The organism is Pseudolabrys sp. (assembly GCF_035943735.1).
Taxonomy (GTDB): Bacteria; Pseudomonadota; Alphaproteobacteria; order Rhizobiales; family Xanthobacteraceae; genus Pseudolabrys.
Window position 1 is genome coordinate 270,520 of sequence record NZ_DASZBV010000027.1, and the last position, 23,498, is coordinate 294,017.

21 protein-coding genes and 1 pseudogene are annotated in these 23,498 nt (G+C 66.4%); 12 read left to right on the forward strand and 10 right to left on the reverse strand.

Annotation, left to right across the window (positions count from 1 at the left end; translation table 11 throughout):
* Positions 1–145: 145 nt before the first annotated feature.
* The gene (locus tag VGV41_RS21840; protein WP_326866298.1) at positions 146–1,924 is read right to left on the reverse strand and encodes a CocE/NonD family hydrolase; all 1,779 of its coding nucleotides are present in this window, start codon (positions 1,922–1,924) and stop codon (positions 146–148) included.
* Positions 1,925–2,050: 126 nt separating this feature from the next.
* Positions 2,051–3,061, reverse strand: coding sequence for an NAD(P)-dependent oxidoreductase (locus tag VGV41_RS21845; protein WP_326866299.1), 1,011 nt, complete (start codon positions 3,059–3,061; stop codon positions 2,051–2,053).
* 52 nt (positions 3,062–3,113) lie between these two features.
* Between VGV41_RS21845 and VGV41_RS21850 the strand changes: the two genes are divergently transcribed.
* The 3 genes from VGV41_RS21850 (at position 3,114) to VGV41_RS21860 (ending at position 5,744) form a co-directional block, all read left to right on the forward strand.
* Entirely contained in the window at positions 3,114–4,001 is an 888-nt protein-coding gene (locus VGV41_RS21850) for an NAD(P)-dependent oxidoreductase (protein WP_326866301.1), read from the forward strand.
* 109 nt (positions 4,002–4,110) lie between these two features.
* Positions 4,111–4,764 (forward strand): maleylacetoacetate isomerase, encoded by a 654-nt coding sequence (maiA, locus tag VGV41_RS21855; protein ID WP_326866303.1) that lies wholly within the window; start codon positions 4,111–4,113, stop codon positions 4,762–4,764.
* Positions 4,765–4,769: 5 nt separating this feature from the next.
* On the forward strand, positions 4,770–5,744 hold the full coding sequence (locus VGV41_RS21860) for a Gfo/Idh/MocA family oxidoreductase (protein WP_326866306.1): 975 nt from the start codon (positions 4,770–4,772) through the stop codon (positions 5,742–5,744).
* Between the two features lie 44 nt (positions 5,745–5,788).
* Here the strand turns inward: VGV41_RS21860 and VGV41_RS21865 are convergent, their stop codons facing one another.
* Positions 5,789–6,745, reverse strand: coding sequence for a LysR family transcriptional regulator (locus tag VGV41_RS21865; protein ID WP_326866308.1), 957 nt, complete (start codon positions 6,743–6,745; stop codon positions 5,789–5,791).
* Between the two features lie 130 nt (positions 6,746–6,875).
* Between VGV41_RS21865 and VGV41_RS21870 the strand changes: the two genes are divergently transcribed.
* The 3 genes from VGV41_RS21870 (at position 6,876) to VGV41_RS21880 (ending at position 10,587) form a co-directional block, all read left to right on the forward strand.
* Complete coding sequence (locus tag VGV41_RS21870; RefSeq protein WP_326866310.1) at positions 6,876–8,144, forward strand: Xaa-Pro peptidase family protein; 1,269 nt, start codon at positions 6,876–6,878, stop codon at positions 8,142–8,144.
* A 182-nt stretch (positions 8,145–8,326) separates the two neighbouring features.
* Complete coding sequence (locus tag VGV41_RS21875; RefSeq protein ID WP_326866311.1) at positions 8,327–9,604, forward strand: PEP/pyruvate-binding domain-containing protein; 1,278 nt, start codon at positions 8,327–8,329, stop codon at positions 9,602–9,604.
* Positions 9,601–10,587 carry a D-glycerate dehydrogenase gene (locus VGV41_RS21880; protein ID WP_326866312.1) on the forward strand — a complete coding sequence of 329 codons (987 nt, stop codon included), beginning with the start codon at positions 9,601–9,603 and terminating at the stop codon, positions 10,585–10,587. Before VGV41_RS21875 ends, VGV41_RS21880 begins: the two co-directional genes overlap by 4 nt.
* Positions 10,588–10,704: 117 nt before the next feature.
* Here the strand turns inward: VGV41_RS21880 and VGV41_RS21885 are convergent, their stop codons facing one another.
* The 3 genes from VGV41_RS21885 to VGV41_RS21895 form a co-directional block, all read right to left on the reverse strand.
* Complete coding sequence (locus tag VGV41_RS21885) at positions 10,705–11,478, reverse strand: SDR family NAD(P)-dependent oxidoreductase (RefSeq protein WP_326866313.1); 774 nt, start codon at positions 11,476–11,478, stop codon at positions 10,705–10,707.
* A gap of 162 nt (positions 11,479–11,640) precedes the next feature.
* Entirely contained in the window at positions 11,641–12,948 is a 1,308-nt protein-coding gene (gene hisD / locus VGV41_RS21890; protein WP_326866315.1) for a histidinol dehydrogenase, read from the reverse strand.
* Between the two features lie 150 nt (positions 12,949–13,098).
* Entirely contained in the window at positions 13,099–14,052 is a 954-nt protein-coding gene (locus VGV41_RS21895; RefSeq protein WP_326866317.1) for a cyclase family protein, read from the reverse strand.
* A gap of 175 nt (positions 14,053–14,227) precedes the next feature.
* Between VGV41_RS21895 and VGV41_RS21900 the strand changes: the two genes are divergently transcribed.
* Positions 14,228–14,848, forward strand: a complete 621-nt coding sequence (locus VGV41_RS21900; protein WP_326866318.1) for a cysteine hydrolase — start codon at positions 14,228–14,230, stop codon at positions 14,846–14,848.
* 136 nt (positions 14,849–14,984) lie between these two features.
* Here the strand turns inward: VGV41_RS21900 and VGV41_RS21905 are convergent, their stop codons facing one another.
* Positions 14,985–17,381, reverse strand: a complete 2,397-nt coding sequence (locus VGV41_RS21905; RefSeq protein ID WP_326866319.1) for a xanthine dehydrogenase family protein molybdopterin-binding subunit — start codon at positions 17,379–17,381, stop codon at positions 14,985–14,987.
* A 57-nt stretch (positions 17,382–17,438) separates the two neighbouring features.
* Here VGV41_RS21905 and VGV41_RS21910 point away from each other — a divergent pair, with 57 nt between their 5' ends.
* The gene (locus VGV41_RS21910; RefSeq protein WP_326866321.1) at positions 17,439–17,726 is read left to right on the forward strand and encodes a GIY-YIG nuclease family protein; all 288 of its coding nucleotides are present in this window, start codon (positions 17,439–17,441) and stop codon (positions 17,724–17,726) included.
* Positions 17,727–17,766: 40 nt separating this feature from the next.
* Here VGV41_RS21910 and VGV41_RS21915 read toward each other — a convergent pair whose 3' ends face one another.
* From VGV41_RS21915 to VGV41_RS21925, 3 genes are all read right to left on the reverse strand, one after another.
* Positions 17,767–18,267: a (2Fe-2S)-binding protein gene (locus VGV41_RS21915; protein ID WP_326866322.1), complete on the reverse strand. Its 501-nt coding sequence runs from the start codon at positions 18,265–18,267 to the stop codon at positions 17,767–17,769.
* Entirely contained in the window at positions 18,264–19,103 is an 840-nt protein-coding gene (locus VGV41_RS21920; protein ID WP_326866323.1) for a xanthine dehydrogenase family protein subunit M, read from the reverse strand. The genes VGV41_RS21915 and VGV41_RS21920 overlap by 4 nt, the downstream gene beginning before the upstream one ends.
* 65 nt (positions 19,104–19,168) lie before the next feature.
* The gene (locus tag VGV41_RS21925; protein WP_326866324.1) at positions 19,169–20,074 is read right to left on the reverse strand and encodes an NAD(P)-dependent oxidoreductase; all 906 of its coding nucleotides are present in this window, start codon (positions 20,072–20,074) and stop codon (positions 19,169–19,171) included.
* A 289-nt stretch (positions 20,075–20,363) separates the two neighbouring features.
* Between VGV41_RS21925 and VGV41_RS21930 the strand changes: the two genes are divergently transcribed.
* The 4 genes and pseudogenes from VGV41_RS21930 to VGV41_RS21945 all read left to right on the forward strand — a co-directional run bounded on the left by VGV41_RS21930 (position 20,364) and on the right by VGV41_RS21945 (position 23,387).
* Complete coding sequence (locus tag VGV41_RS21930) at positions 20,364–21,218, forward strand: fumarylacetoacetate hydrolase family protein (protein ID WP_326866325.1); 855 nt, start codon at positions 20,364–20,366, stop codon at positions 21,216–21,218.
* Positions 21,215–22,042 (forward strand): annotated as a pseudogene (locus VGV41_RS21935) (shikimate dehydrogenase); the annotation flags it as partial. The gene VGV41_RS21930 and the pseudogene VGV41_RS21935, both read left to right, overlap by 4 nt.
* 117 nt (positions 22,043–22,159) lie before the next feature.
* Positions 22,160–22,777, forward strand: a complete 618-nt coding sequence (locus VGV41_RS21940; protein ID WP_326866326.1) for a hypothetical protein — start codon at positions 22,160–22,162, stop codon at positions 22,775–22,777.
* Positions 22,778–22,784: 7 nt separating this feature from the next.
* The gene (locus tag VGV41_RS21945) at positions 22,785–23,387 is read left to right on the forward strand and encodes a hypothetical protein (protein ID WP_326866327.1); all 603 of its coding nucleotides are present in this window, start codon (positions 22,785–22,787) and stop codon (positions 23,385–23,387) included.
* Positions 23,388–23,498: the final 111 nt, after the last annotated feature.

Sequence of the window (23,498 nt, forward strand, 5' to 3'; positions counted from 1 at the left end):
ACCCGCCGGGCGGGCCGAGCCCGGGCCATCATCCGTCAAGCACTCGTGCGATGTAAAGCCCGATGCGCGGGTCGTTGCGTCGCACACTTACCGTGCCACGGGGCACCTCGGCGGCCCGGTCCGGATGCACACGTATGATTTGCGTTTATCGACGCTTCCTCTTGGCGGCTGCCTGCTTTTTCGGCGGAATAATCGGCAGGAGGACATGGGGCGCCCTGGCGGCGCTGAAATGCAGGGTCGTCGTTCCGTCGAACAGCGCCTTCGGGCGGTCGCGGGGGTCGTCGTGCAGGAACGGGCCGCAGCCCGTCAGCTCGTTCTTGAAATTGGACAGCTTGCCGCCCGAGCCGCCGCCATAGACGTAATCCTTGCCGCGCACCGACAGGGCGATGCGGTAGCCGGTCGGGACCACGATCGAGGTCGGCCATATCTCGATATCAAGTTCTACCGTTTGGCCTTTCTTCAGCGGCTGCTTCTCGTCGTGGGTGTGATAGGGGCGCCAGGGGGTCGACAGTTTCCTGTCGAGTTTGCGGTGCGATGCGCGCAGCCAGCCCTGCGCGACCGGCGTGTGCGGATCGATGGCGCCCTGGAAGACGATTTCCTTCATGTCGCCGGTGAAGACGCGCAGCACGATGAAGAAGTCCGCATCCGCTGTCGACGACGAGGCGAACAGCTTCAGCGCCGACGGCCCGGTGATCTCGGTCTCCTGCGTGACCGGCGGCGTCAGGAAGGTGAGCCCGTCGTCCATGGCAGCGAAATTCAGCTTGCCGTTGCCCGGCGGTTTCTTCGTCGTCAGCGCCATCGCCTTCGGATCGAGATAGAACTTCGTCCATTTCGTCCGCTTGAGCGGCCACTCGTTTTCGGCACGGCCGACGAATGTCTCGCCGGGATGGCGCACCTGCAGGTAGACCTTCGGCTGCTTCGACCAGCCGGTGTCCTTGCCGTGCAGGAAGGTGTCGAAGAACTTGAGCTGCTGCTTGCGGCCGTAGTCGGTATAGAAATGCGTCCAGTGCTCGATGCCGTGCGCCTCGAGCCATTTCTGCTTCGAGGCGGCGCGCGCGAAGCCTTCGAAGTTGCCGCGCGGATGCAGCCCCTGGCCGCCCCAGTTGGCGGCCGAGAAGATCGGCACCGTCACCTTCGACCACACCGGCGAGCGGTCGCGGTGATATTGGTCGTCGAGGGGATGCGCGGCGATCTCGGCGCCGAAGTCGGCGCGATTCTTCCTGAGTTCCTCTTCAGTCAGAATCTCCGGCCCGCAGACGAGTTCGCCATGCACGCGGCTGCGCTTGCCGCGTTCGCCGGCGCCGTATTGCACCGTCTTCACCTGCATGTCGTACCAGTTTTCCCAGAAGGTCGAGAGAATGCCGCCGTGGTGCGTCATGTCGCGGTACCAGTCGGCGGAGCCCTCCCACACGCAGATGGCGGCGAGATGCGGCGGCTGCAGCGAGGCTACGTGCCACTGGTTGATACCGTAATAGGAGATGCCGTTGAGCCCGACCTTGCCGTTCGACCACGGCTGCACGCCGGCCCATTCGATGCAGTCGTGGAAATCCTTCGTCTCGCGCGGCGAGAAATGGTCGATGAAGCCGGGCGAGCAGCCGGTGCCGCGCGAATCGACGCGAACGCAGACGTAATCGTGCGGCACCCATTTCTCCGGGTCGACGACCTCCCAGTTCTGGTACTGGTTGCTCGAGCCGGCGGAGACGTCCGGATGCTTCTCCACCATGCGCTGCCACGCGCTCGGATAACCGTCCTGGAAGGCGAGGTTCTTGGCGTAGGGGCCGTAAGTGAGCAGGACCGGATAGGCGCCGTCCTTTACCGGACGGAACACGTCAGCGCGCAGCACGAGGCCGTCGTCCATCTCGATCGGCACGTTCCAGTCGATGTGCATGCCGTCACGGACTTCGGATCGCTGCTGCAAGCTCATGCGTCTACTCCCGACTTTCATGGGCGCTGTCGCGCGGCGCCTCGTTCTTGAAGGGCGCGATCTTGCAGAACGCAAATGGCCGGCACAAGGCCGGCCATTTATCTCGACGGCGTTTTTAGGGAGAGGCTATGCGCGCTTGCGGCGCCCCGCCGGCATCTTCGCCATGGTTTCGAGCACGGCGCAGACCGCGGCAGTATCCTTGTTGCCGAGACCGGACTTCATCGCCTTGACGTAGATCGGCTTGGTGGCGTCGAACAACGGCGTCTTCACGCGAATTTTCATCGCGTAGTCGCCGATGACCTGCATGTCCTTGTCCCAGACGTCGATCTTCATGGTGACGTTGTCGTACTTGCCCTTCACCATCATCGGCGCGCGCAATTCGAACACGCGCGAATTGCCGGCGCCGGCTTTCACCAGATCGAATATCGCCTGTGGCGGCAGTCCGGCCTTCATGCCGAGCACCATCGCCTCGGCGCTGGCGACGTTGTGGATCGCCACCAGCAGGTTCGCGACATATTTCATCTTGCTGCCGTTGCCGAAGGCGCCGACATCATAGACGTGGCGGCCGAAGTCCGCGAACATCGGCTGCAACTTGCGGATCGTCTTGCGATCGCCGCTGGCGTAGAAGACGAGATCGCGCGCTTTGGCTTGCGCGCCCGTGCCGCTCACCGGGCAATCGAGCATCCTGTGTCCGGCCTTGGCGAGGATCTTCTCGGCCTTTTCCTTATCTGAAATCGCGAACGTGCTCATTTCCACGATTGTCTTGGCCTTGAGCTTCGCGGCGGCGAGCTCGCGCGCGACATCCATTAAAGCCTGCGGCTTCGGCAGGCTGGTCAGGACGATGGGCGCCTTCGCGGCGACGTCGGCGGCACTGCCGGCGATCTCGACGCCGGCAGCTTGCGCTTCGCGCCTTCGCGGCGCGCTGATGTCGTAGCCGATCACGCGCCAGCCGGCGGCAGCGAGATTTTTGGCGAATGCTCCGCCCATGATGCCGAGGCCGATCACACCGACCGTGCCTTTTGCCTTCTTTGCCATTCGGTTCTCCCGCTCGCGCGATTCTGTCATCGACGCGTCCGCCATCCTCTTATCTATTCGCGAGGGCGATTGTCGAGTGGGCGAGAGCAATGCCGCTTTCAAGCGCGCGCCTGATCGCCTATCGTCGCGGCAAAAGTACTCGAAGGGAGGCTACATGAAGATCGGTGTTGCGGGTCTCGGCGCAATGGGTAGCGCGATGGTGGCGCGCCTGATGGAAGTGGGGCACGAGGTCACGGTGTGGAATCGGTCGGCGGACAAGGTGAAGCCGCTCGCCGATGCCGGCGCCAAGACGGCGCAGTCGCCGGCGGCGCTGGCGGCGGCCTGCGAGGCGGTCATCAGCATACTCACCGACGGCGCGGCGATCGAGCAGGTCTATAACGGGCCGAACGGTCTCCTGTCGGGCGACGTCAAGGGCAAGCTGTTCATCGAGATGAGCACGGTGGCGCCGAAAGTCGAGACCGACCTCGCGCCGAAGGTGCGCGGCAAGGGCGCGAGTTTCGTCGAATGTCCGGTCGGCGGCTCGACCGCGCCGGCGCGCAAGGGCCAGTTGCTCGGCCTCATGGGCGCCGAGGGCGACGACGCCAAACGCGCTCTGCCGATCCTCGAACAGCTCTGCCGCAAGGTCGAGCATTGCGGCCCGGTCGGCGCGGGCGCGGCGATGAAGCTCGCCATCAACCTGCCGCTGATGGTCGCCTGGCAAGCCTACGGCGAAGCCTTCGCCATCGCCCGCAGCGTCGGCTGGAATTCCAAGCGGCTGGTCGACCTGTTCACCGAGAGCAACGGCGGCAACAAGGCGCTCACCGCGCGCGCCGAGATGATCGCGAAGATGCTGGATGGCCAGGATCCCGGTCCGACCACCTTCTCGATCGCCAACGGGCTGAAGGATCTGCGCACCATGGTCGCGGCCGGCGAAGCGCTCGGCGCCGACATGCTGGCGACCAAGGCGGCGCTCTCAGGCTTCGAGGATGCGGTCGCGCACGGGCAGGGCGGCGGTGACGGTTCGCAGATGACGGCCTACTGGTCGTCGCGCAAGAAGAAGTGACGCGTCGTGCCCGGCCTCGCGCCGGGCATCGCGCCGACAGCCCATCAACGCTCAAAAGGCGTGGATGGCCGGGACAAGCCCGGCCATGACGCCGACAAGGGGGAGACGGATGAAGCTCTTTTCCTTCTGGCGCTCGCTCGCCACCTACCGCGTGCGCATCGCGCTCAACCTCAAGGGCATCACGCCCGACGAGGTGATCGATATCAACCTGCCGCAGGGCAAGCAGCGCGAAGCCTCGTTCGCCAAGATCAATCCGATGATGGCGATCCCGGCGCTGATCGAGGATGACGGCACGGTGCTGTTCGAGTCGCTCGCCATCCTCGAATATCTCGACGAGACGCATCCCAATCCGCCGTTGCTGCCGAAAGAACCGAAGGCGCGCGCACGCGTGCGCGGCATTGCGCAGATCATCGCGGCCGACACGCATCCGTTGATCGTGCCGCGCGTGCGCGAATATCTCGCGCACGAATACAATATTGACGAGGCCGGCGTGATGAAGTGGGGCAACCACTGGCACACCACGTCGCTGAAGGCGCTGGAGACCGTTCTTGCCGGCTCGCCGCACACCGGCCGCTATGCGCAGGGCGACCAGATCACCATCGCCGATATTTGTCTGGCCGGGCAGGCGGTCGGCGCCGCCTATTTCAAGGCCGACCTCGCGGCCTTCCCGACCGTGAAGCGCATCGTCGACGAAGTGAACAAGATCGACGCCTTCGCCCGCGCGCATCCGCTCAAGCAGCCCGGTGCGCCCGCATCGGTGTGACCGGCATGCTCGACACCGCAATCGTCGGCCTCGGGTGGTGGGGCAAAAATTTGGTGAAGGCGGCGCGCGACATCGGCGCGCCGATCCGGTTCGTTCGCGGAGTGTCGCTCGAACCGGATACGGTGCGTGACTTCGCCGCCGAGCACGGCTTTGCTCTCGGCACCTCGTTCGAGGACGTGCTCGCCGATCCGCAGGTGAAGGCGGTCATCCTGGCTACGCCGCACACGCGCCATCGCGCGCAGGTCGAGGCGGCGGCGGCGGCCGGCAAGCATATCTACTGCGAGAAGCCGTTCGCGCTAACCAAGGCCGATGCGCAGGCCGCGCTCGAGGCCTGCGCGCGCGCCGACGTCGTCATCGCCGTCGGTCATCACTTCCGTCTGATGCCGTCGATGCAGGTGCTGAGCGAATTGAAGGCGCAGGGCGCCTTCGGCACCATCATGCAGGTCGAGGGCAACTACAGCCACGACTGGCTCGCCGACCTGCCGCTCGATAGCTGGCGCGCCGCGGCGGAAGAAAGCCGCGCTGGCGGCATGACCGGCATGGGCATCCATGTGCTCGACTGCTTCCGCGAACTCGCCGGACCGATGACGCGGGTCGCCGCGCTGTCGAAGGCGCGTGCGCTCAAGCTGTCGGCCGGCGACACCACCGCCGCGCTGATCGAGTTCGAGAACGGCGCCACGGGCACGCTCGGCACGACCCTGAAGACGCCGTTCCGCTGGCGGCTGGCTGTGTTCGGCGACAGGTGCTGGGCCGAGAGCATCTCGGAGACGCGCGCGCTGGTGCATCGCGCCGGGCAGGAGACCGAGGTGATCGATCGTCCGGCCAACAATCACCTCGGCCTGAACCTGGCAGACTTCGCGCGCGCGGCGCTGGGGCAGGGCGGCTTCAGCATTTCGCCGGCCGGCATATTGCAGACCGCCGCCGCGCTCGAAGCGGTGTTCAAATCCGCGGACGCCGACGGGGCCTGGATGGACGTTTAGCGCGGTTCAGGCCGTCAGCGTGCAATGGTTCCGGACGTCGGCTGCTATGCGCGCCGCTGTCGCAGCATTGTCTTGCGGCCGATCGCCTTGTCCCAGACGTCGTGAATGTGCGCGACCTCCTGCTCGAAGCGTTCGAGGAAGAGTCTCGCCTGCGTCGACAGCACGCGCCGCGTCGGCTGGATGACGACGAACTCGGCACTGAGCTCGGGTTCGGCGATCGGATTGACGATCAATTCGCCGCCGCCAATGTCGTTCACCGAGATGACGCTCGGCAGCACCGTCACCCAATCGGAGCGGGCGACGAATTCCAGCGTCGCGATCATCGCGTCCATTTCCAGCATCGCAGCGACTGCGACGCCGTGGCTCTGGAAATAGGTGTCGAGGTTGCGGCGGCGGATGTTGTCGGGGCCGGGGATGACGATCTTCAACGGCTCGATGTCGGCGAGCCGCACCGCCTTCAATTCCGGCAGGCCGCGCTTCGGGCCCGAGATCAGCATCTCGCGGTCGCGCACCAGGAGCCGCGACTTGAGCCCAATCGTCCCTTCGAAGGCCGGCACCACGGCGAAGTCGAGCTCGTCGTCGAGCACCATCTCGGTCAAAAGGCCGCTGTAGCCTTCGACGATGTGCAGGCGCACCTCCGGGCAGCGCGGCACGAAATCCTCGAGCACGGGCGCCAGCACGGCGCGGGTGAAGGTCGGCATCAGCCCGATGCGCAACTCGCCGGTGACCTGGCCGCCGAGCGAGCGGGCCTCTTCCGCCGCCTGCTCCAGCGTGCCGACCGCCTCGACGCACCGCTTGTAGTAGCGCAGGCCGGCCGGGGTCGGGGTCACGCCGCCGGCGGTGCGCTCGAACAGTTTCACGCCCAGCGTGCGTTCGACCGCGGCCACGTGCTGCGAGATACCCGACTGCGTGGCGTTCTCCCGTTCGGCGGCGCGGGTAAAGGAGCCTTCCTCGCAAACGGCGATGACGGCGCGCACCTGACGCAGCGGAATCTGGGCCATTCCGAGCTATTAGAAATTCTAATGGCAGAGCGCAAGAGATATTATTTCAGCTTGCCCCGGCATCCGTCATAAGCTCGCCGCCAAGCAACAGCATCGAGGCGCATTGTCAGCGCCAGTTGGAGGGATCCCGATGGGAGCGAATTTCGGTATTGCCGGTATGGATTGGCAGCAGCGGGTCAATTGGGACCGCATGCGCGAGTACCGCATCGAGCGCGCGCGCGCGATGATGAAGAAGCACGGCCTCGGCGCCGTACTCTGCATGTACGACGAGAACGTACGTTACATTACCGGTACGCTGACGCCCGGCTGGAACCGGCTGAAGCCGGGCCTGCGCTACGCGATGCTGTGCGGCGACGGCCGTCCGGTGCTGTTCGAACAGGGCGACATCGGCTTCCAGATCGAGCGCCATTCGCCGTGGATCCCGAAGGAGAACGTTCGTCACTCCTTCGCCTGGATCAAGGGCGCGGCCGGTCCGGCCTCGACCCAGCAGGTCAACAAGTTCGTCAAGGCCGTGATCCAGGCGATGAAGGACAACGGCGTCGCCGGCCAGAAGCTCGGCGTCGACTTCGTCGACATCAACATGATCAACGTCTTCAAGGAGAACAACATCAACTGGGTCGACGGCATGACCCCGATGATGGAGGCGCGCGCGGTCAAGAGTCAGGACGAGCAGGAATGCTTCCGCATCGTCGGCGCCATCGGCGACGCGACGCACTGGGAGTGCATGAAGTTCCTGCGCCCCGGCGTCACCGAGAACCAGGTGACCGCGCATCTGATGGAATACCTCTACAACATCCCCGGCATGGAAGACGTCGAGGACGTGATCGTGTCGTCCGGCCCGAACACCTGGCCGAACTGGCGTAACTTCTCCGACCGTATCATCCAGCCCGGCGACATCGTGTTCATGGATTTGGCCGCGCTCACCTGGAACGGCTACAAGTCCTGCTATTACCGCACCTACTGCGTCGGCAAGGAGCCCTCGCAGGAGCAGAAAGACACCTACAACACCGCGCTCGGCTGGCTCTACGATTCGATCGGTGCGGTGAAGGCCGGCGCCACGACGCGCGACATCGCTTCCAAGTGGCCGTCGGCGATGGAGACCTGGGGCTACGAGGACGAAGACCAGGCGGCGGCGAACCTCTGGGGCCACGGCCTCGGCCTTGCGCAGTACGACCCGCCAGTGATCTCGCGCATCTGGTCGCTCGATCATCCGATCGAGATCCAGGAAGGCATGACCTTCGCGCTCGAGACGCAGCACGGCAAGCGCTTCCGCTACGGCGTGCGCATCGAGGAGATGCTGATCGTCAAGAAGAACGAGATCGAAATCGTCTCGAACTTCCCGGTGAAGCAGATCACCGTCGTCGATCCGCTGCCGGGCTACGGCGACCACGTGAAGTAAGCTTCACCTCTCCCCGCTTGCGGGGAGAGGTCGACCTGTCTGCGCGTGAGCGCAGGCGGGTCGGGTGAGGGGGCGCTTCGGCAATTCCGAGATTCTCAATTGCCCCTCACCCCGACCCTCTCCCCGCAAGCGGGGAGAGGGAGCATGCCGAACCATCGGTAACGCAGAGAATCCAAATCAGCATGCCCGCCTTCATCCTCCCGCTCAGCGATCCGCGCGCCGTCGACCCTGAGCAGGTCGGGCCGAAGGCGGCGAATCTCGCGTCGCTGACGCAGGCAGGCCTGCCGACGCCGGGCGGCTTCGCGCTGACCGCGGACGCTTACTGGCATCAGGTGCGTTCGCTCGGCATCGAGCAGATGATCAAGGATTATGCGCCGTCGGACATCCCGACCTCGCGCCGGCTGTCGATCGCCATTCGGCTCGCCATTTACGAGAAGCCGATCGCGCCGGAGATCGCCGAGCCGCTGCTCGCGGCCTGGCACGCGCAGCGCGCCGACGGCTCGAGCGGCGCGGTGCGCTCCTCGGCGCTGATCGAGGATCGCCGCGGCGCCAATTTCGCCGGCCAGTTCGAGAGCTTCCTCGGCCTCACCGACGAAACAGAATTCCTCACCGCGGTGCGCGCCTGCTGGGCGGCGCTGTGGACGTCGCATGCGCGCCGCTACATGGACAATAACGACCTGTCGCCGGCCGAGACCGCGATGGGCGTGCTGATCCAGCCGGTGGTCGCTGCGCGCGCCTCCGGCGGCGGGCTCAGCGAGACCGCCGAGGGCAACATGCTTATTTCGGCAACCTGGGGTCTCGGCTCGGCGATCGCGCAGGGCGAGGTCGTCCCCGACCGCATCGTGCTGTCGAAGACCGGCTTCCTGCGCACGGTCGATGCCGGCCGCAAGAACCATCGTGACACCTGCGCGCACGGCGTCTCGGCGCCGGAGCGGGTGCCGAAGGAGATGGTGAGCGAGCCGTGCCTGACGCCCGGCGAAGCGGTCACGCTCGGCCGTCTACTGCGCAAGTGCGAACAGCTCGCCGGCGGCCCGGTCGAGATCGAATGGGCGATGGACGAAAACGGCTTCAAGCTGTTGCAGTCGCGGCCTCTGCATGTCGAGGCGCCGATCGTGCCGGACGAGATCTGGCTGCGCCATCCTGGTCTCAACGGCCATCCCGCCGGTATCGGCTGGGGTTCCGGCCGCGCCGTTGTGGTGAATTGCGAATGCGAGCTCGCGCGCGTCGCCCCCGGCGACGTGCTGGTGACAAAAGTTGCGGGCCCGGCGCTCAGCCATATCCTGTCGCAGGTGTCGGGCGTCGTCGCCGAACTCGGCGGCTCGACCTCGCACATGGCCTCGCTCGCGCGTGAGCGCGGCATCCCGATGGTGCTCGGCGTGCTCGATGCGACGCGCAAGATTCCCGACGGCGTGATGTGCGCGGTCGACGGCGTCTCGGGCGTGGTGCGGTGGCAGCGGTGAGCAAGCCGCGCATCTTCGTTACCCAGCCCATCGCCGCCAGCGCGGTCGAGCGGCTGCGCAAGCTCGGCAGCGTCAAGGTTTTCGCCGACGACAGCCGCATCATCCCGCACAAGACGCTGGTCGAGGCGGTGCGCAAGGCCGACATTCTCTTCTGCCTGCTGCACGACAAGATCGATCGCGCGGTGATTGCCGCCAATCCGAAGCTGCGCCACATCGCAGCGCAGTCCATCTCGCCGTCGAACGTCGACGTCGCCGAGGCGACCGCGCGTGGAATCCCGGTGACGGTGGTGCCGCCGGTGACGACAGAGGCGACCGCCGACCTGACCTTTGGGCTGATGCTCGCTGCTGCGCGGCGCATGATGGAAGGCGACCGGCTGGTGCGCGCCGGCAAATTCCCCGGCGGGCAGTCGCGGCATCTGCTCGGCTCCTACGTCTGGGGCAAGACCCTCGGCCTGATCGGCGGCGGCGGCCTCATCGGCAAGGCCGTGGCCAAGCGCGCGCACGGCTTCTCCATGCGCGTTCTCTACTGGACGCCGCGGCGTAAGCCGGAAGCCGAGGAACGCGCAGCGGGCCTGACTTACGTGCCGCTCGACGACTTGCTGCGCGAATCCGATTTCGTCTCGCTGCATTCGCCGCTCAACGCGCAGACGCGCCACCAGATCGGCAAGCGCGAGTTCGGGCTAATGAAGAAGACAGCCTTCATCGTCAACACCGCGCGCGGGCCGATCATCGACGAAGAGGCGCTGGTGCGCGCGCTGAAGGCGAAGAAGATCGCCGGCGCAGGCCTCGACGTGTTCGAGCACGAGCCGAAGGTTTCGGCCGAGCTCAAGAAGCTGAAGAACGTCGTACTCGCGCCGCATCTCGGCAGCGCCACTGTCGAGGTGCGCGAGGAGATGGCCAACATCGTGGTCGACAATATCGAGGCGGTGCTTGCCGGCCGCACGCCGCCGGGCTGCGTCAATCCCGATGTGTTGAAGAAGTGATTGTGTCCCGGGCGCAGACCCGGGACCCCGGTTATTTCGTGGAGAAAGCGGGACCCCGGAGCTGCGGCGCATCGTTCGCTTTGCTCATGCTGCGCCGCGTCCGGGGGCACAAGGTCGCTATTCCGCGGTCCAGCCGCCGTCCAGCACCAGCGCCGAGCCGGTCATCAGCGACGAGGCGTCGCTGGCAAGAAATACGATGGCGCCGGTCAGCTCCTCGAGCTGCCCGAGGCGGCCGAGCTTGATCTTGCCGAGCACCTCGTCGCGGAATGCCTTGTTTTCGAAGAACGGCTTCGTCATCGGCGTCTCGAGGAAGGTCGGCCCGAGCGAGTTGACGCGGATGTTGTGCGGCGCAAGCTCGATCGCCATCGCCTTGGTGAAGCCTTCCATTGCATGCTTGGAGGCGCAATAGACGGTGCGGCGCGCGGCGCCGACGTGCCCCATCTGCGATGAGATGTTGATGATCGAGCCGGGCAGCTTCGCCGCGGTCAGCCGTGTCGCCACGGTCTGCGCCATGAAGAAGGCGGCGCGCACGTTGAGCGAGAAGATGGCGTCGAAGTCCTCGACCTTGACGTCCGGCAACATGGCCGGGCGATTCATGCCGGCATTGTTGACGAGGATTTGAAATGGCTCGCGTGCGGCCAGCGCCGCGCGGGTCGCGTCGATGTCGGTGACATCGAGGGGCAGGGCGTCCGCCTGTTGCCCGCGCGCGCGGATCGCCGCCGCGGCGTCCTCGATTTCCTGCGCCGTGCGCGCCGCGAGCGTCACATGCGCGCCGGCCTCGGCCAGCGCCGAGGCGGCGGCGAGCCCGATGCCGCGGCCGCCGCCGGTCACCAGCGCACGGCGGCCGTCGAGGCGGAAGGAGGGGGTGGCGGTGAGGGTGACTTGACTCATGTGCCTCGCCTCAAATGCAGGCGCGCTCCCTCCCCCCACGCGAAGCGTGGCGGGGAGGGTTGGGGTGGGGGACAATTTGGAGGCCGACGAAAACTTCGCCTCCCACCCCCGACCCCTCCCCACAAGGGGGAGGGGAGTCGCGCCGTGTCTGCGGCCGCGTCATCACTCCGCCGCCGTGGCGTAAGGCACGTTGCGGCCGCCGTAGCGGCGGACGCGGATGTTGGCCTGCTCGGCGTGGCCGAGGAAGCCTTCCAGCACGCACAGCCGCGAGCACACTTCTCCGATCTTGGCGCTGGCCGCGTCGGTGAGCACCCTCTGGTAGGTGCAGGTCTTGATGAACTTGCCCACCCAGAGGCCGCCGGTGAAGCGCGCATTCTTCTTCGTCGGCAGCGTGTGATTGGTGCCGATCACCTTGTCGCCATAGGCGACGTTGGTGCGCGGGCCGAGGAAGAGAGCGCCGTAATTGGTCATACCGTTGAGGAACACGTCCGGGTCGCGCGTCATGACCTGCACGTGCTCGGAGGCGATGCGGTCGGCCTCGGCGATCATTTCGGCCTCGCTGTCGCAGGCGATGACCTCGCCGAAGTCCTTCCATGCCTGGCTGGCCGCATCGGCGGTCGGCAGGATGGTCAGCAGCCGCTCCACTTCGGCCATGGTCGCGCGCGCGAGTTTTTCCGAATTGGTGAGCAGGACCGCGGGCGAGGTGGGCCCATGCTCGGCCTGGCCGAGCAGGTCGGTGGCGCACATCTCGGCGTCGACGCTCTCGTCGGCGATGACCAGCGTCTCGGTTGGGCCGGCGAGCAGGTCGATGCCGACGCGGCCGAAGAGCTGGCGCTTGGCTTCGGCGACATAGGCGTTGCCGGGGCCGACGATCATGTCGACCGCCTGGATCGTGCCGGTGCCGAGCGCCATCGCCGCCACGGCCTGCACGCCGCCGAGCACATAGATCTCGTCGGCGCCGCCGAAGTGCTGCGCGGCGACGATCGCCGGATGCGGGCCGCCTTTGTAGGGCGGGGCGCAGGCGATGATGCGCTTCACGCCGGCGACCCTGGCGGTAACGATCGACATGTGCGCGGAGGCGACCATCGGATAGCGCCCGCCGGGCACATAGCAGCCGATCGAGTTCACCGGGATATGCTTGTGTCCGAGGATCACGCCGGGCAGCGTCTCGACCTCGAGGTCGAGCATCGTGTCCTTCTGTTTCTGCGCGAAGTTGCGCACTTGCGCCTGCGCGAACTTGATGTCCTCGAGGTCGCGCTTCGACACCTGCGCGATGGCGCGCTCGATGTCCTGCGGCGAGAGCTTGAACTCCTGCGGCGACCACTTGTCGAATTTCTCGGACAGCTCGCGCACCGCGGCGTCGCCGCGCGCCTCGATCTGGCCGAGGATGTCCTCGACCGTCTCGCGCACCTTGGCGTCGGCGGCCTTGATCGCGCTCGCGTCCAGTCCGCGCTTGAGATAGCGGGGCATGATGTAACTCCTGACTTGTCCCGGGCGCAGCGCAGCACGAAGTGATGCGCTGCAGACCCGGGACCCCGGTGATTATAGCGTTGAAAGAACCGGGGTCCCGCATCTGCGGTGCACCGCTCGCGCGCTGCACCGCGTGCGGGACACGAGGCCCTACTTAATCGCCTGCGGATTGATCGGCGAGCCGGTGGCGCCGGTGATGATCAGCGGCGGACCGCAGAAGAAGAAGTCGTAGACCTTGTCCTGGTCGCAGTCCTCGGCGAGTTCCTTGAGATAGAAGATCTCGCCCATGCACAGGCCCATCGCCGGGATCACCACCCAGTGCCATGGCTGGTTCGCCTCGGTGGTCTCGTTCGGCCGCACCTCGACGCCCCAGGTGTCGGTGCAGATCGCGGCGATCTGCTTGTCCTGGCACCAGTAGCAGTTCTCGAACTTCACGCCCGGCGCGTCGCCGCCGGCGTAGCCGCCCCATTCCTTCTCGGACAGGCAGCGCTCCATCTGGCCGGTGCGCACGATGACGAAATCGCCTTTGCCGATCTCGACGCCCTGCTTCTTGGCGCAGGCGTCGAGCTCGTCGTTGGAAATGCTCTCGCCGTCCTGCATCCACGGCACGCCGCGATGGCGGGCGATGTCGAGCAGCACGCCGCGGCCGACCATCTTGTCCTTCGAATGCTCGATGCCGAGCACCGAGAGACCGCGCGAGTCGATCAGCTTGGCGTCGAAGCCGTTATAGGCCTTGTCCTCGTAGAACAGGTGGCCGAGCGCGTCCCAGTGGGTGGCGCCTTGCACGCACAACATCAGCGTGTCGTCGGCGTAGCGGATCTTGTTCCAGTCCTGCTGGCCGGCGACGGCGTCGGTGCCGGTCGCCAGCATCTGGTGGATGGGATTGAAGCGCCCACCGAAGAGGCCGTTTTGCGGGCCGTCGCGGTCGAGCGGGATACCGAGGGCGAACACCTTGCCTTTGCGGATCAGCTTGGCGGCTTTCACGATGTCGTCGGGCGTGACGTGGTTCAGCGTGCCGCTCTGGTCGTCCTTGCCCCAGCGGCCCCAGTTCGACAGCTTTTTCGAGGCCTCGGCGATGGCCGCCTTGTTGACCTTGATGTTCATCGCGCTTCCTTCCCTCATTGTTCTCGTTTTGCGCAGCCGGGGCCGGCAGTCGGGGGCAATATTGCGACGGGCGGCGGTGTTACTTCAAGCGGGTGCGGCGGAAAGCGCTTTACACTATATGCATGGCTTGCCCATCGTGCGGCCCACCAAGCGGGCCAACCCCGGGGAGAAAACGATGAAACGCATACTGATCGTTGCCGCCGTGGCGGCGGCTATGGCCGGCGCTGTTCCGGCGCAGGCGGCTGATCCGGTGGCCGACTGGACCAAGGTTTCGGCGCCGGCAGCCCCCGCGCTCAAGCCGGTCACCGTCGATCCGAAGACGACGGCGTTGCTGATGCTCGATTTCATGAACCAGAATTGCGGCAAGCGGCCGTCCTGCCTGGCGACGATCCCGGCAATGAAGAAGCTGCTCGCCGCCGCGCGTACGGCCAAGGCGACGGTGGTCTATTCGATCACCGCCAACACCACGCCGGCCGACGTGATCAAGGACGTGGCGCCGGAGGCGAACGAGCCGCACGTCAAGTCCGGGCCCGACAAGTTCGTCAACACCGACCTCGACAAGATCCTCAAGGACAAGGGCATCAAGACCGTGATCGCCGTCGGCACGTCGTCGAACGGCGCGGTGCTCTATACGGCAAGCGGCGCCGCCTTCCGCGGCATGAACGTGGTCATCCCGGTCGATGGCATGTCGGCGGTCAGTCCCTATGCGGACAAGACCACGGTCTTCACGTTCATGAACGCGCCAAGTGTTTCGGCAAAGACGACGCTGACGCGCAGCGACATGATCAAGTTTTAGCTCTTATCCCTCCCCCGCTTGCGGGGGAGGGTGGCGAGCGAAGCGAGCCGGGCGGGGGGCATTCTCAATTGTGACGTGACCCCACCCCCGGCGCTGCGCGCCGGACCCTCCCCTTTCAGGGGAGGGATAAACTGCCTCACACCTTCCCCAGGGCCCGCAAGATCTTCCCCGGCGTGAACGGCATGTCGGTCAATGGCGCGGCGCCGAGCGGGCGCAGCGCATCATTGATCGCGTTCATCACCGAAGCCGGCGCGCCGGCGGTGCCGGCTTCGCCCGCGCCCTTGGCGCCAAGCTCCGAATCCGCCGTCGGCGAGACGACGTGGGCGCACTCGATATCCGGCATCTCCGCCGCCATCGGCACCAGATAGTCGGCCATGCTGCCGTTGAGCATCTGTCCGCGCTCGTCGTAGAGGCATTGTTCGTACAGCGCGGCGCCGATGCCCTGCACGATGCCGCCGCGGATCTGCTCGTCGACGAGCTGCGGGTTGATGATCGTGCCGCAGTCCTCGACGCACCAGTGTTTCAACAGCTTGACGAAGCCGGTGTCGACATCGACTTCCAGCCAGCTCGCCTGGATGCCGTTGGTGAAGGCGAAGGGCCAGCCCTTCGGCACATAGTGCTTCGTCACCACCAGCTCAGGCTGCACGCCGGCGGGCAGCGTGTCGGGCCGGAAATAGACGACGCGCGTCAGCTCGTCGAGGCCGAGCCGCTCGGCGCCGGTCGCCTTGTCGATCACGACACCGTTGCTGATGTCGAGGTCGCCGGGCTTGGCCTGCAGCATCGCCCCCGCCACCGACAGCACATTCTCGCGCAGCGCCTTGCCGGCCTGCCACGCCGCTTCGCCGCCGATGCCGGCCGCGCGCGAGGCCCAGGTGCCGCCGCCATAGGGCGTGTTGTCGGTGTCGCCCATGACGACGCGAACGCGGTCGAGCGGCACTCCGAAGGCGCTGGCCACGCATTGCGCCACCACGGCCTCCGCGCCCTGGCCCTGCTCGGACACCCCGGTGTGAATCGAGATATTACCCTGCGCGTCGAGCTTGACCGTAGCGCCGTCTTGCGAGGTGATGCGCGCGCCGCCGACGCCGTAGAAGGCCGCCGAAGGATTGGTCACCTCGATGAAGCTCGCGAAGCCGATGCCGCGGTAGATGCCCTGTTTGCGCAAGCGCGCCTGCTCAGCGCGCAGGCCGGCGTAGTTCATCATCGCGTCGAGATGCGCCATCGCCTCGTGGTGTGAAAGCTTCTCGAGCTTCAGGCCCGCCGCCGACTGCGTCGGATAGCCGTCGTCGGCGATCATGTTACGCCGGCGTAATTCGAGCGGATCCATGCCGATCTTCGCGGCGGCGAGCTCGACCAGGCCTTCCGTCACCGCCACCGCGATCGGATGGCCGACGGCGCGGTACTGGCACATCACGTTTTTATTGGTGAAGACGACGCGCGCCTGCGCCCGGTAGTTCGGGCAGGTGTAGGGGCCGCCGACCAGGCTCACCACCTGGTTTGCCTCGATGCCCGACGTACGCGGGTAGACGGAGTAGGGGCCGATGCCGGTGAGGTCGTCGATCTCGAAGGCGGTGATGGTGCCGTCGGTTTTGACCCCGATCTTCGCCTTGATGCGGTGGTCGCGGGCGTGGATGTCGGTGACGAAGCTTTCCAGGCGGTCGGCGACGAACTTCACCGGCCGCTTTAGCAGCTTCGACAGCGCCACCGCCGCCATCTCGTCGGCATAGGTGTGCACCTTGATGCCGAAGGAGCCGCCGACGTCCTTGGTCACGACGCGCACCTGCTGATGCTGCAGACAGAGATGCTTGGCGAACAGATCCTGCATCATGTGCGGGGCTTGCGTGCCCTGGTAGACCGTAAGGCGCGCTTCGCCCTGGTTCCAGTCGGCGACGATCGAGCGCGGCTCGTTGGTGACGCCGGTGTGACGCCCGGTGACGAAGGTGGCCTCGACCACGGCATCGGAATCGGCGAAGGCCTTGTCGACGGCGCCGACATCGAGCTTGCGCTCGAAGCAGAGATTGTCGCCGAGCGATGGCTGGATCACCGGCGTCTTCGGATCGAGCGCCGTTTCGGCATCGGTCACCGCCGGCAGCTCTTCATATGTCATGTCGACCAGCTCGCAGGCATCCTCGGCCTGCGCGCGCGTGCGCGCGACCACGGCGCACACGGCTTCGCCCTGCCAGCAGGCGCGCTCGACGGCGATGGCATGCTGCGGCGCCGATTTCAGGCCCTTCAGATGCGTCAGCACGCCGACCCACGGCGTCATCACCTCGGCGAGTTCGGTGCCGGTGACGACGGCGATCACGCCCGGCGCTTTCTCGGCCGCGGCCTTGTCGATCTTGACGATGCGCGCATGCGCGTGCGGCGAGCGCACGAAGGCGACATGCGCCATGCGCGGCAGCACGACGTCGCTGACATATTGCCCGCGCCCTTGCGTCAGCCGCGTGAGATTCGGCCGCGGCACGGATCGGCCGATATAGGAGTTCGGCCGGTCGAGCGCGGTCAGCACGGGCGGGGAGTCGTCGACGATTTTCATGATGAGACGCTATAATCCGCTCGTCCCCGCGAAAGCGGGGACCCAGGACAGCAGGTGATGAGCTTCTTTGTGTATATCTTAGCGAGTCGTCGGAACGGCACGCTGAATACCGGCATGACCGATGATCTTGCGCGTCGCGTTGAGCAGCATCGAGCCGACGCCGTGCCCGGCTTTATCAGGGCATACGGTGTGAAAACTCTCGTTTGGTTCGAAGTGCACGAAACCAGAGAAAGCGCATTCCAGCGCGAGCGGCAGATTAAGAAATGGAATCGGGCGTGGAAGCTGGAAATGATCGAGCGCGCCAATCCGGTTTGGCGCGACCTTTGCGACCAATTAGCCCTGTAAAGTACTGGGTCCCCGCTTTCGCGGGGACGAGCGGGGAAAGTCATGCTTTCACTCCCGCCCGCTGCTTTGCCACCGCCTCGACCGCGTCGACGATCGCTTGATAGCCGGTGCAGCGGCAGTAGTTGCCCGACAGATGCTCGCGGATCGCATCGCGCGACGGCACGCTGTTTGTCTCCTTTGCGCGGGCGAGCAGATCCTGCGCGGCAACGACCATGCCCGGCGTGCAAAAGCCGCACTGCAGCGCGTTGCGTTCGACGAAGGCGGCTTGCAGGTCGGCGGCCTCGCCGGAGTCGGACAAGCCCTCGATCGTCTCCACCACGGCGCCGTCGCATTGCACGGCCAGCATCAGGCAGCCGCGCACGATGATGCCGTCGACCCGCACGGTGCAGGTGCCGCAGACGCCATGCTCGCAGCCGACATGGCTGCCGGTGAGCACGAGATCGTCGCGGAGGAAATCGACCAGCGTCTTGCGCGCGTCGACCCGTTCGCTGACGCGCTCGCCGTTGACGGTCAAGGTGATGTCGAGGGCGGTGTCCGTCATGCGCGCGGCTCCATCAACTGCGCCGCCACGCGGCGCAACAGTACGCCGGCGAGGTGCTTCTTCTCGGCGCCGGTCGCCTGGATGTCGTCATGCGGCGTGAGATCAAGCGCGGAGACGGCGGCGTCGATGTCGCCGTCGGCCAACGCTTCTTCCGATCGGCGCGCGCGCAGCGGCGTGTTGCCGACACCGAAGAAGGCGAGGCGCACGTCCGACAAGCCTTTGCCCTTGGCGCGCGCGGTCGCGGCCAGCCCGACCATGGCGTAATCGCCATGCCGGCGCGCCAGCTCGGCAAATCCGGTGCGGGTGTCGGCGGTCGCCGCCGGCAGATGCACACGGGTCAGCACCTCGCCCGGCGCGAGCGCGGTCTCGTACAGATCCTTGAAGAAGTCATCGGCCTTGATGCGCCGCATGCCCTTCGGCCCCTGCGCCTCGACTTCGCCGCCGAGCGCCAGCAGGCAGGCGGGCAGTTCCGCGGCCGGATCGGCGAAGGCGATCGATCCGCCGATGGTGCCGCGGTTGCGGATGGCCGGATGCGCGATGTGCGGTATGGCCTTGGCGATCAGCGGCGCGTGGCGCGCGATCGCCTCCGAGCGTTCGGCGGCGACGTGCCGTGTCAGCGCGCCGATCGAGACCGTGCCGTCCTTCGTCTCGATGCGGTCGAGTCCCGGCAGGCCGTTGATATCGATCAGCAGCGCCGGCGCCGACAGGCGCATGTTGAGCGTGGCGACCAGGCTTTGCCCGCCGGCGAGCAACCGCGCGTCGGCGTGCGAACCGAGCAGCGCCACCGCCTCGTCGAGCGAGCGGGCCTTCCTGTAGACAAACGGCGCCGGCTTCACGTCCCCTCCCGGATTTTTGCGAGCATTGTGACGCCGCCGGACGGCAGGTCAATCCGGCGTTCGATCTAGCCCTGCAGGCCCCTGACAATGTCGATTGCCCGGCGCAGCAGCGTCATCGACGCCTCCAGCGTGCGGAAGGCGGCGTGCGCCGTCAGCGTGACGTTGGGCAATTGCGCCAGCGGGTTGTCGGCCGCGAGCGGCTCGCTATGGAACACGTCGAGCCCGGCATGGCGGATCTGGCCTGATTTTAGCGCGTCGATCAGCGCCTGCTCGTCGACGAGGGCGCCGCGCGCGGTGTTGATGAGCAATGCCCCCGGCTTCATGCGCGCGATGCGGTCCCGCCCAAGAAAGCCGCGCGTCTCGTCGTTGAGCACGAGGTTGAGCGAGACGACATCGGCACGCGCCAGCAGCGTGTCGATGTCGACGAGCGGGCAGGGCGCATCGGCACGTGGCGTGCGATTCCAGCCGATCACCTCCATGCCGAGGCCCTTGCCTATGCGCGCCACCTCGCCGCCGATGCCGCCGAGGCCGATGATGCCCAGCGTCTTGCCGAAGAGCTGCATGCCCTCTTGCGGCGTCCAGGTGCCGGCGCGGACGTCGCGGTCCATGCGCGCGACGTCGCGCGCGGCGGCGAACATCAGCGCGATCGTGTGCTCGGCCACGGCCGTGTCGCCATAGCCCTTGATTGTGTGCACGGTGACGCCGCGTTCCTTCAGCTCGGCGATGTTCATGTAGCTGGCGGCGCCGGTGCCGAGGAAGACGATGTGCTTCAGTTGCGGGCACTGCGCCACGAGTTCCGTCGGCATGTAGGAGTGGTCGTCGAGCGCGACATCGTAACCGGCGATGACCTGCGGCAGCTCGGCCCCGACGCGCACGGTGCGGTTGACGGCGATCGCCGGATCGTCCGGGCGGACGACCTTGTTCCACACCGGGGCGAGCTGGTCGTTGCAGTCGATGAAGATGGATTTCATGCCCGGCATCGCGCCTCGTCTTCGTTATGGCGCTTCGCGCTTCCTCCGGCTGAAGTTCGAAGCCACTCATTGAATACCGCATCCGAAGAAGCCGCCGAAGACGGCGACCCGATAATAGCGCATTGTGTTGATAACTTCCGCCGCGCAACCCGGCGCCGTTCTCGGGGTCGCCGTTGACGGCCCCAGCTGCCCGGAATACATGCGTGCGGCGCTTCGGCGGCGATGCCTGCCGAGCCGCAGTTCGTTCCATGCCGGCAGGAGCCGGTTTGCCGTGACAACCGGATAGTCGATGAAGCTGGCGAGCTATAAAGTGCGCGGCCGGGAAAGCTACGGCGCGGTGGTCGGCGAGGGCGTCGTCGACCTCAAGCTCAGGCTCGGCGCCGGCTATGACGGCGTGCTCGATCTCTTGCGCGCGGGCGCGCTCGACAAGGCCAATGCGGCGATCCGCGGCGCGCGGCCGGACTTCACGTTGCGCGAGGTCGAACTGCTGCCGCCGGTGCTCGCGCCGGAGAAGATCCTGTGCATCGGCATCAACTACGCCAATCGCAACGCCGACTACGGCGACCAGGACGTTCCGAAATATCCGAGCATGTTCTATCGCGCGCCGAGTTCGCTGGTCGCGCACATGCAGCCGATCGTGCGTCCGCGCGAGTCGATCGAACTCGACTACGAGGGCGAGATCGCGCTGGTGATCGGCAAGGGCGGCCGGCGAATTTCACAGAGCGATGCGCTGCATCATGTCGCAGGAGTGACATTGTGCAACGAGGGTACGATCCGCGACTGGATTCGTCACGGCAAGTTCAACGTGACGCAGGGCAAGAACTGGGACGCGACCGGCAGCATCGGCCCCTGGATCGTGACGAGCGACGAGATCGACCTGGCGCAGCCTTTGCATCTGACGGTGAAGCTGAACGATGACGTGACGCAGGACGACACGACCGCGAATTTGATAAAAAGCTTCACCGAAATCATTGCCTATGTCAGCACGTTCATGACGCTCAAGCCGGGCGACATCATCGTCACCGGCACCCCGGTCAAGCTCAGGCGCTCCGACCCGCCGGTCGGGCTGAAGCCGGGAGACACGATCGAGATCACGTGCCCGCAGATCGGCACGCTACGGAATATGGTGGTTGCCGAACAATGAGTGACGGTCGTAAAGCTGCCTGCGTCATCGGCTGGCCGGTGAAGCATTCGCGATCGCCTTTGATCCACAATTACTGGATCAAGAAGCACGGCCTCGATGCCGACTACCGCATCGAGGAGGTGCCGCCGGAGGCGTTCCCGGATTTCGTGAAGAATCTGCGCGAGCGCGGTTACGTCGGCGCCAATGTCACGGTGCCGCACAAGCAGGCGGCGATGACGCTGAGCGAGCCCGACGAGCGCGCCCGCGCGGTCGGCGCCGCCAACACGCTGTGGTATAATGACGGGTCGCTGCGCTCGACCAATACCGACGTCGAAGGATTCCTCGCCAATCTCGACAGCGCGACGCCCGGATGGGACCGGGGCCTGGAGACCGCCGTGGTGCTCGGCGCCGGCGGCGGCGCGCGCGCGGTCGTCTATGCGCTGCTGCAGCGCGAAGTGCAGCGCGTCTACGTGATCAACCGCACGCCGGGGCGCGCCGAGGTGCTGCAGAAGCAGTTCGGCGCCCGCGTGCGCGCGGCGGGATGGGACGAGACCACCGGCCTGCTCGGCGGCGCCGGCATCTTCGTCAATACGACGACGCTCGGCATGAATGGACAGCCGCCGCTCGAAATCAATCTGCGCTGCCCGGCCTCGCTGGTGGTCGCCGACCTCGTCTACGTGCCGCTGACCACGCGCCTGCTGGCGATGGCGCGCGAGCGCGGCCTGCGCACCGCCGACGGCCTCGGCATGCTGCTGCACCAGGCCGTTCGCGGCTTTGAATTGTGGTTCGGCATCCGTCCCGAGGTGACACCGGAGCTGCGCGCGCTGGTCGAAGCCGATCTCGCCCAGCACATGGAACCGCCGAAGGCGGAGCCGGAGCGCAAGAAACCGCGGAATAAGAAGCGCGGCGAGGGGTTCTCCGCCTGACGGGCCGGCTCGGCGCCGGCCGTGAGGGAGGCGCTCATGCGTTCGGTCGGGTGGTGTGGCCGCGTCGTCGCGGCGGCGTTTGGTCTGGCATTCATCGTTTCGGCGGCCGCGGCGCAGCAGCCGGGCCGCATCCGCGGCGAGATCGTGAAGCGGGATGCCGACGTTCTCGCGGTGAAGACGCGTGACGGCGCGACGCTTAACGTGAAGATCGACGCCAAAACGCGCGTCTCCGCCCTGGTCAAGGCCTCGCTCGCCGATATCAAGACGGACACCTTCATCGGCATCGCCGGCATGCCGCGGCCGGACGGCGGCATCGAGGCCTTTTCCATTCATATCTTCCTGCCGGCGCAGCGCGGCGTCGTGCCGGACCGCACCGGCCCGTGGGATGCGCGGCCGGGCAGCACCATGACCAACGCCTATGTCGAGAGCGCCGTCACCGCCAAGGACGGCGAAACGCTCAAGGTCAAATACAAGGACGGGGAGAAGACGATCGTCGTCTCGCCGCAGACGGCGATCGCGGCCGCGGCCAAGGGCGACGCCAGCGAACTGAAGTCCGGCGCGCAGGTCATCATCTTCGGCTGGGACAAGCAGGCGGACGGGTCGATCCTGGCAAAAACAATGTATGTTGGACGCGGGCTGACGCCCGCGATGTGAGGTGCCGATGCGGCCGCTGATTTTTGCGCTTGCGCTCTTCTCCACCCCCGTCCTGGCGCAGCCCTTCGCGCCGACGACCATGCGCGTCACCGGCACGATCGAGGCGGCCGACGCCAATTCGATCACCGTGCGCGCGCTCGAGGGCGGCGGCACCAACAAGGTGTTCCTGACGCCTGATGCCAAAGTGTTTGGTGTGAGCACGACGACGCTCGCCGAGGTCAAGCCGGGCGCCTTCATCGGCGTCGGCGCCACGCCGAACGCGGACGGCAGCCAGCGCGCCATCCGCGTCACCGTGTTCGCCGAGAGCCAGCGCGGCCTCGGCGAAGGCTTTCGGCCGTGGGATCGCGCGCCGCACGGCACCATGACCAACGCCACCGTCGCCGAGACGGTGAAGGGCGTCGACGGGCAGGTGCTCACGGTCAAATACAAAGGCGGCGACAAGCGCATCGTCGTGCCGCCGGACGCGCGCATCCTCGCTTATTCGGTCGGCGACCGCAGCGAACTGAAGGTCGGCGCGCACGTCGCGATCCTGCGCGCCAAGCGCAAGCTCGACGGCAGTTGGGAAGCCGACCGCGTCAATGTCGGCCGCGGCAGCGTCATTCCGGATTGAACTTCTTTATCCCTCCCCACACGCGCTCTTACGCGTGGTGAGGAGGGTCGGCAGCGAAGCTGCCGGGCTGGGGGGCTGTTCTGTAACTCGCGCATTGGACAATGCCCCCAC

Bases quoted from the DNA above. Each gene is read 5' to 3' on its own strand.
- hisD (WP_326866315.1), bottom strand. From the start codon at position 12,948: ATGCCCCGCTATCTCAAGCGCGGACTGGACGCGAGCGCGATCAAGGCC.
- VGV41_RS21850 (WP_326866301.1), top strand. From the start codon at position 3,114: ATGAAGATCGGTGTTGCGGGTCTCGGCGCAATGGGTAGCGCGATGGTG.
- VGV41_RS21865 (WP_326866308.1), bottom strand. From the start codon at position 6,745: ATGGCCCAGATTCCGCTGCGTCAGGTGCGCGCCGTCATCGCCGTTTGC.
- VGV41_RS21940 (WP_326866326.1), top strand. From the start codon at position 22,160: ATGCGTTCGGTCGGGTGGTGTGGCCGCGTCGTCGCGGCGGCGTTTGGT.
- VGV41_RS21905 (WP_326866319.1), bottom strand. From the start codon at position 17,381: ATGAAAATCGTCGACGACTCCCCGCCCGTGCTGACCGCGCTCGACCGG.
- VGV41_RS21945 (WP_326866327.1), top strand. From the start codon at position 22,785: ATGCGGCCGCTGATTTTTGCGCTTGCGCTCTTCTCCACCCCCGTCCTG.
- VGV41_RS21870 (WP_326866310.1), top strand. From the start codon at position 6,876: ATGGGAGCGAATTTCGGTATTGCCGGTATGGATTGGCAGCAGCGGGTC.
- VGV41_RS21875 (WP_326866311.1), top strand. From the start codon at position 8,327: ATGCCCGCCTTCATCCTCCCGCTCAGCGATCCGCGCGCCGTCGACCCT.
- VGV41_RS21910 (WP_326866321.1), top strand. From the start codon at position 17,439: ATGAGCTTCTTTGTGTATATCTTAGCGAGTCGTCGGAACGGCACGCTG.
- VGV41_RS21930 (WP_326866325.1), top strand. From the start codon at position 20,364: ATGAAGCTGGCGAGCTATAAAGTGCGCGGCCGGGAAAGCTACGGCGCG.
- VGV41_RS21895 (WP_326866317.1), bottom strand. From the start codon at position 14,052: ATGAACATCAAGGTCAACAAGGCGGCCATCGCCGAGGCCTCGAAAAAG.
- VGV41_RS21925 (WP_326866324.1), bottom strand. From the start codon at position 20,074: ATGAAATCCATCTTCATCGACTGCAACGACCAGCTCGCCCCGGTGTGG.
- VGV41_RS21900 (WP_326866318.1), top strand. From the start codon at position 14,228: ATGAAACGCATACTGATCGTTGCCGCCGTGGCGGCGGCTATGGCCGGC.
- maiA (WP_326866303.1), top strand. From the start codon at position 4,111: ATGAAGCTCTTTTCCTTCTGGCGCTCGCTCGCCACCTACCGCGTGCGC.
- VGV41_RS21860 (WP_326866306.1), top strand. From the start codon at position 4,770: ATGCTCGACACCGCAATCGTCGGCCTCGGGTGGTGGGGCAAAAATTTG.
- VGV41_RS21840 (WP_326866298.1), bottom strand. From the start codon at position 1,924: ATGAGCTTGCAGCAGCGATCCGAAGTCCGTGACGGCATGCACATCGAC.
- VGV41_RS21915 (WP_326866322.1), bottom strand. From the start codon at position 18,267: ATGACGGACACCGCCCTCGACATCACCTTGACCGTCAACGGCGAGCGC.
- VGV41_RS21885 (WP_326866313.1), bottom strand. From the start codon at position 11,478: ATGAGTCAAGTCACCCTCACCGCCACCCCCTCCTTCCGCCTCGACGGC.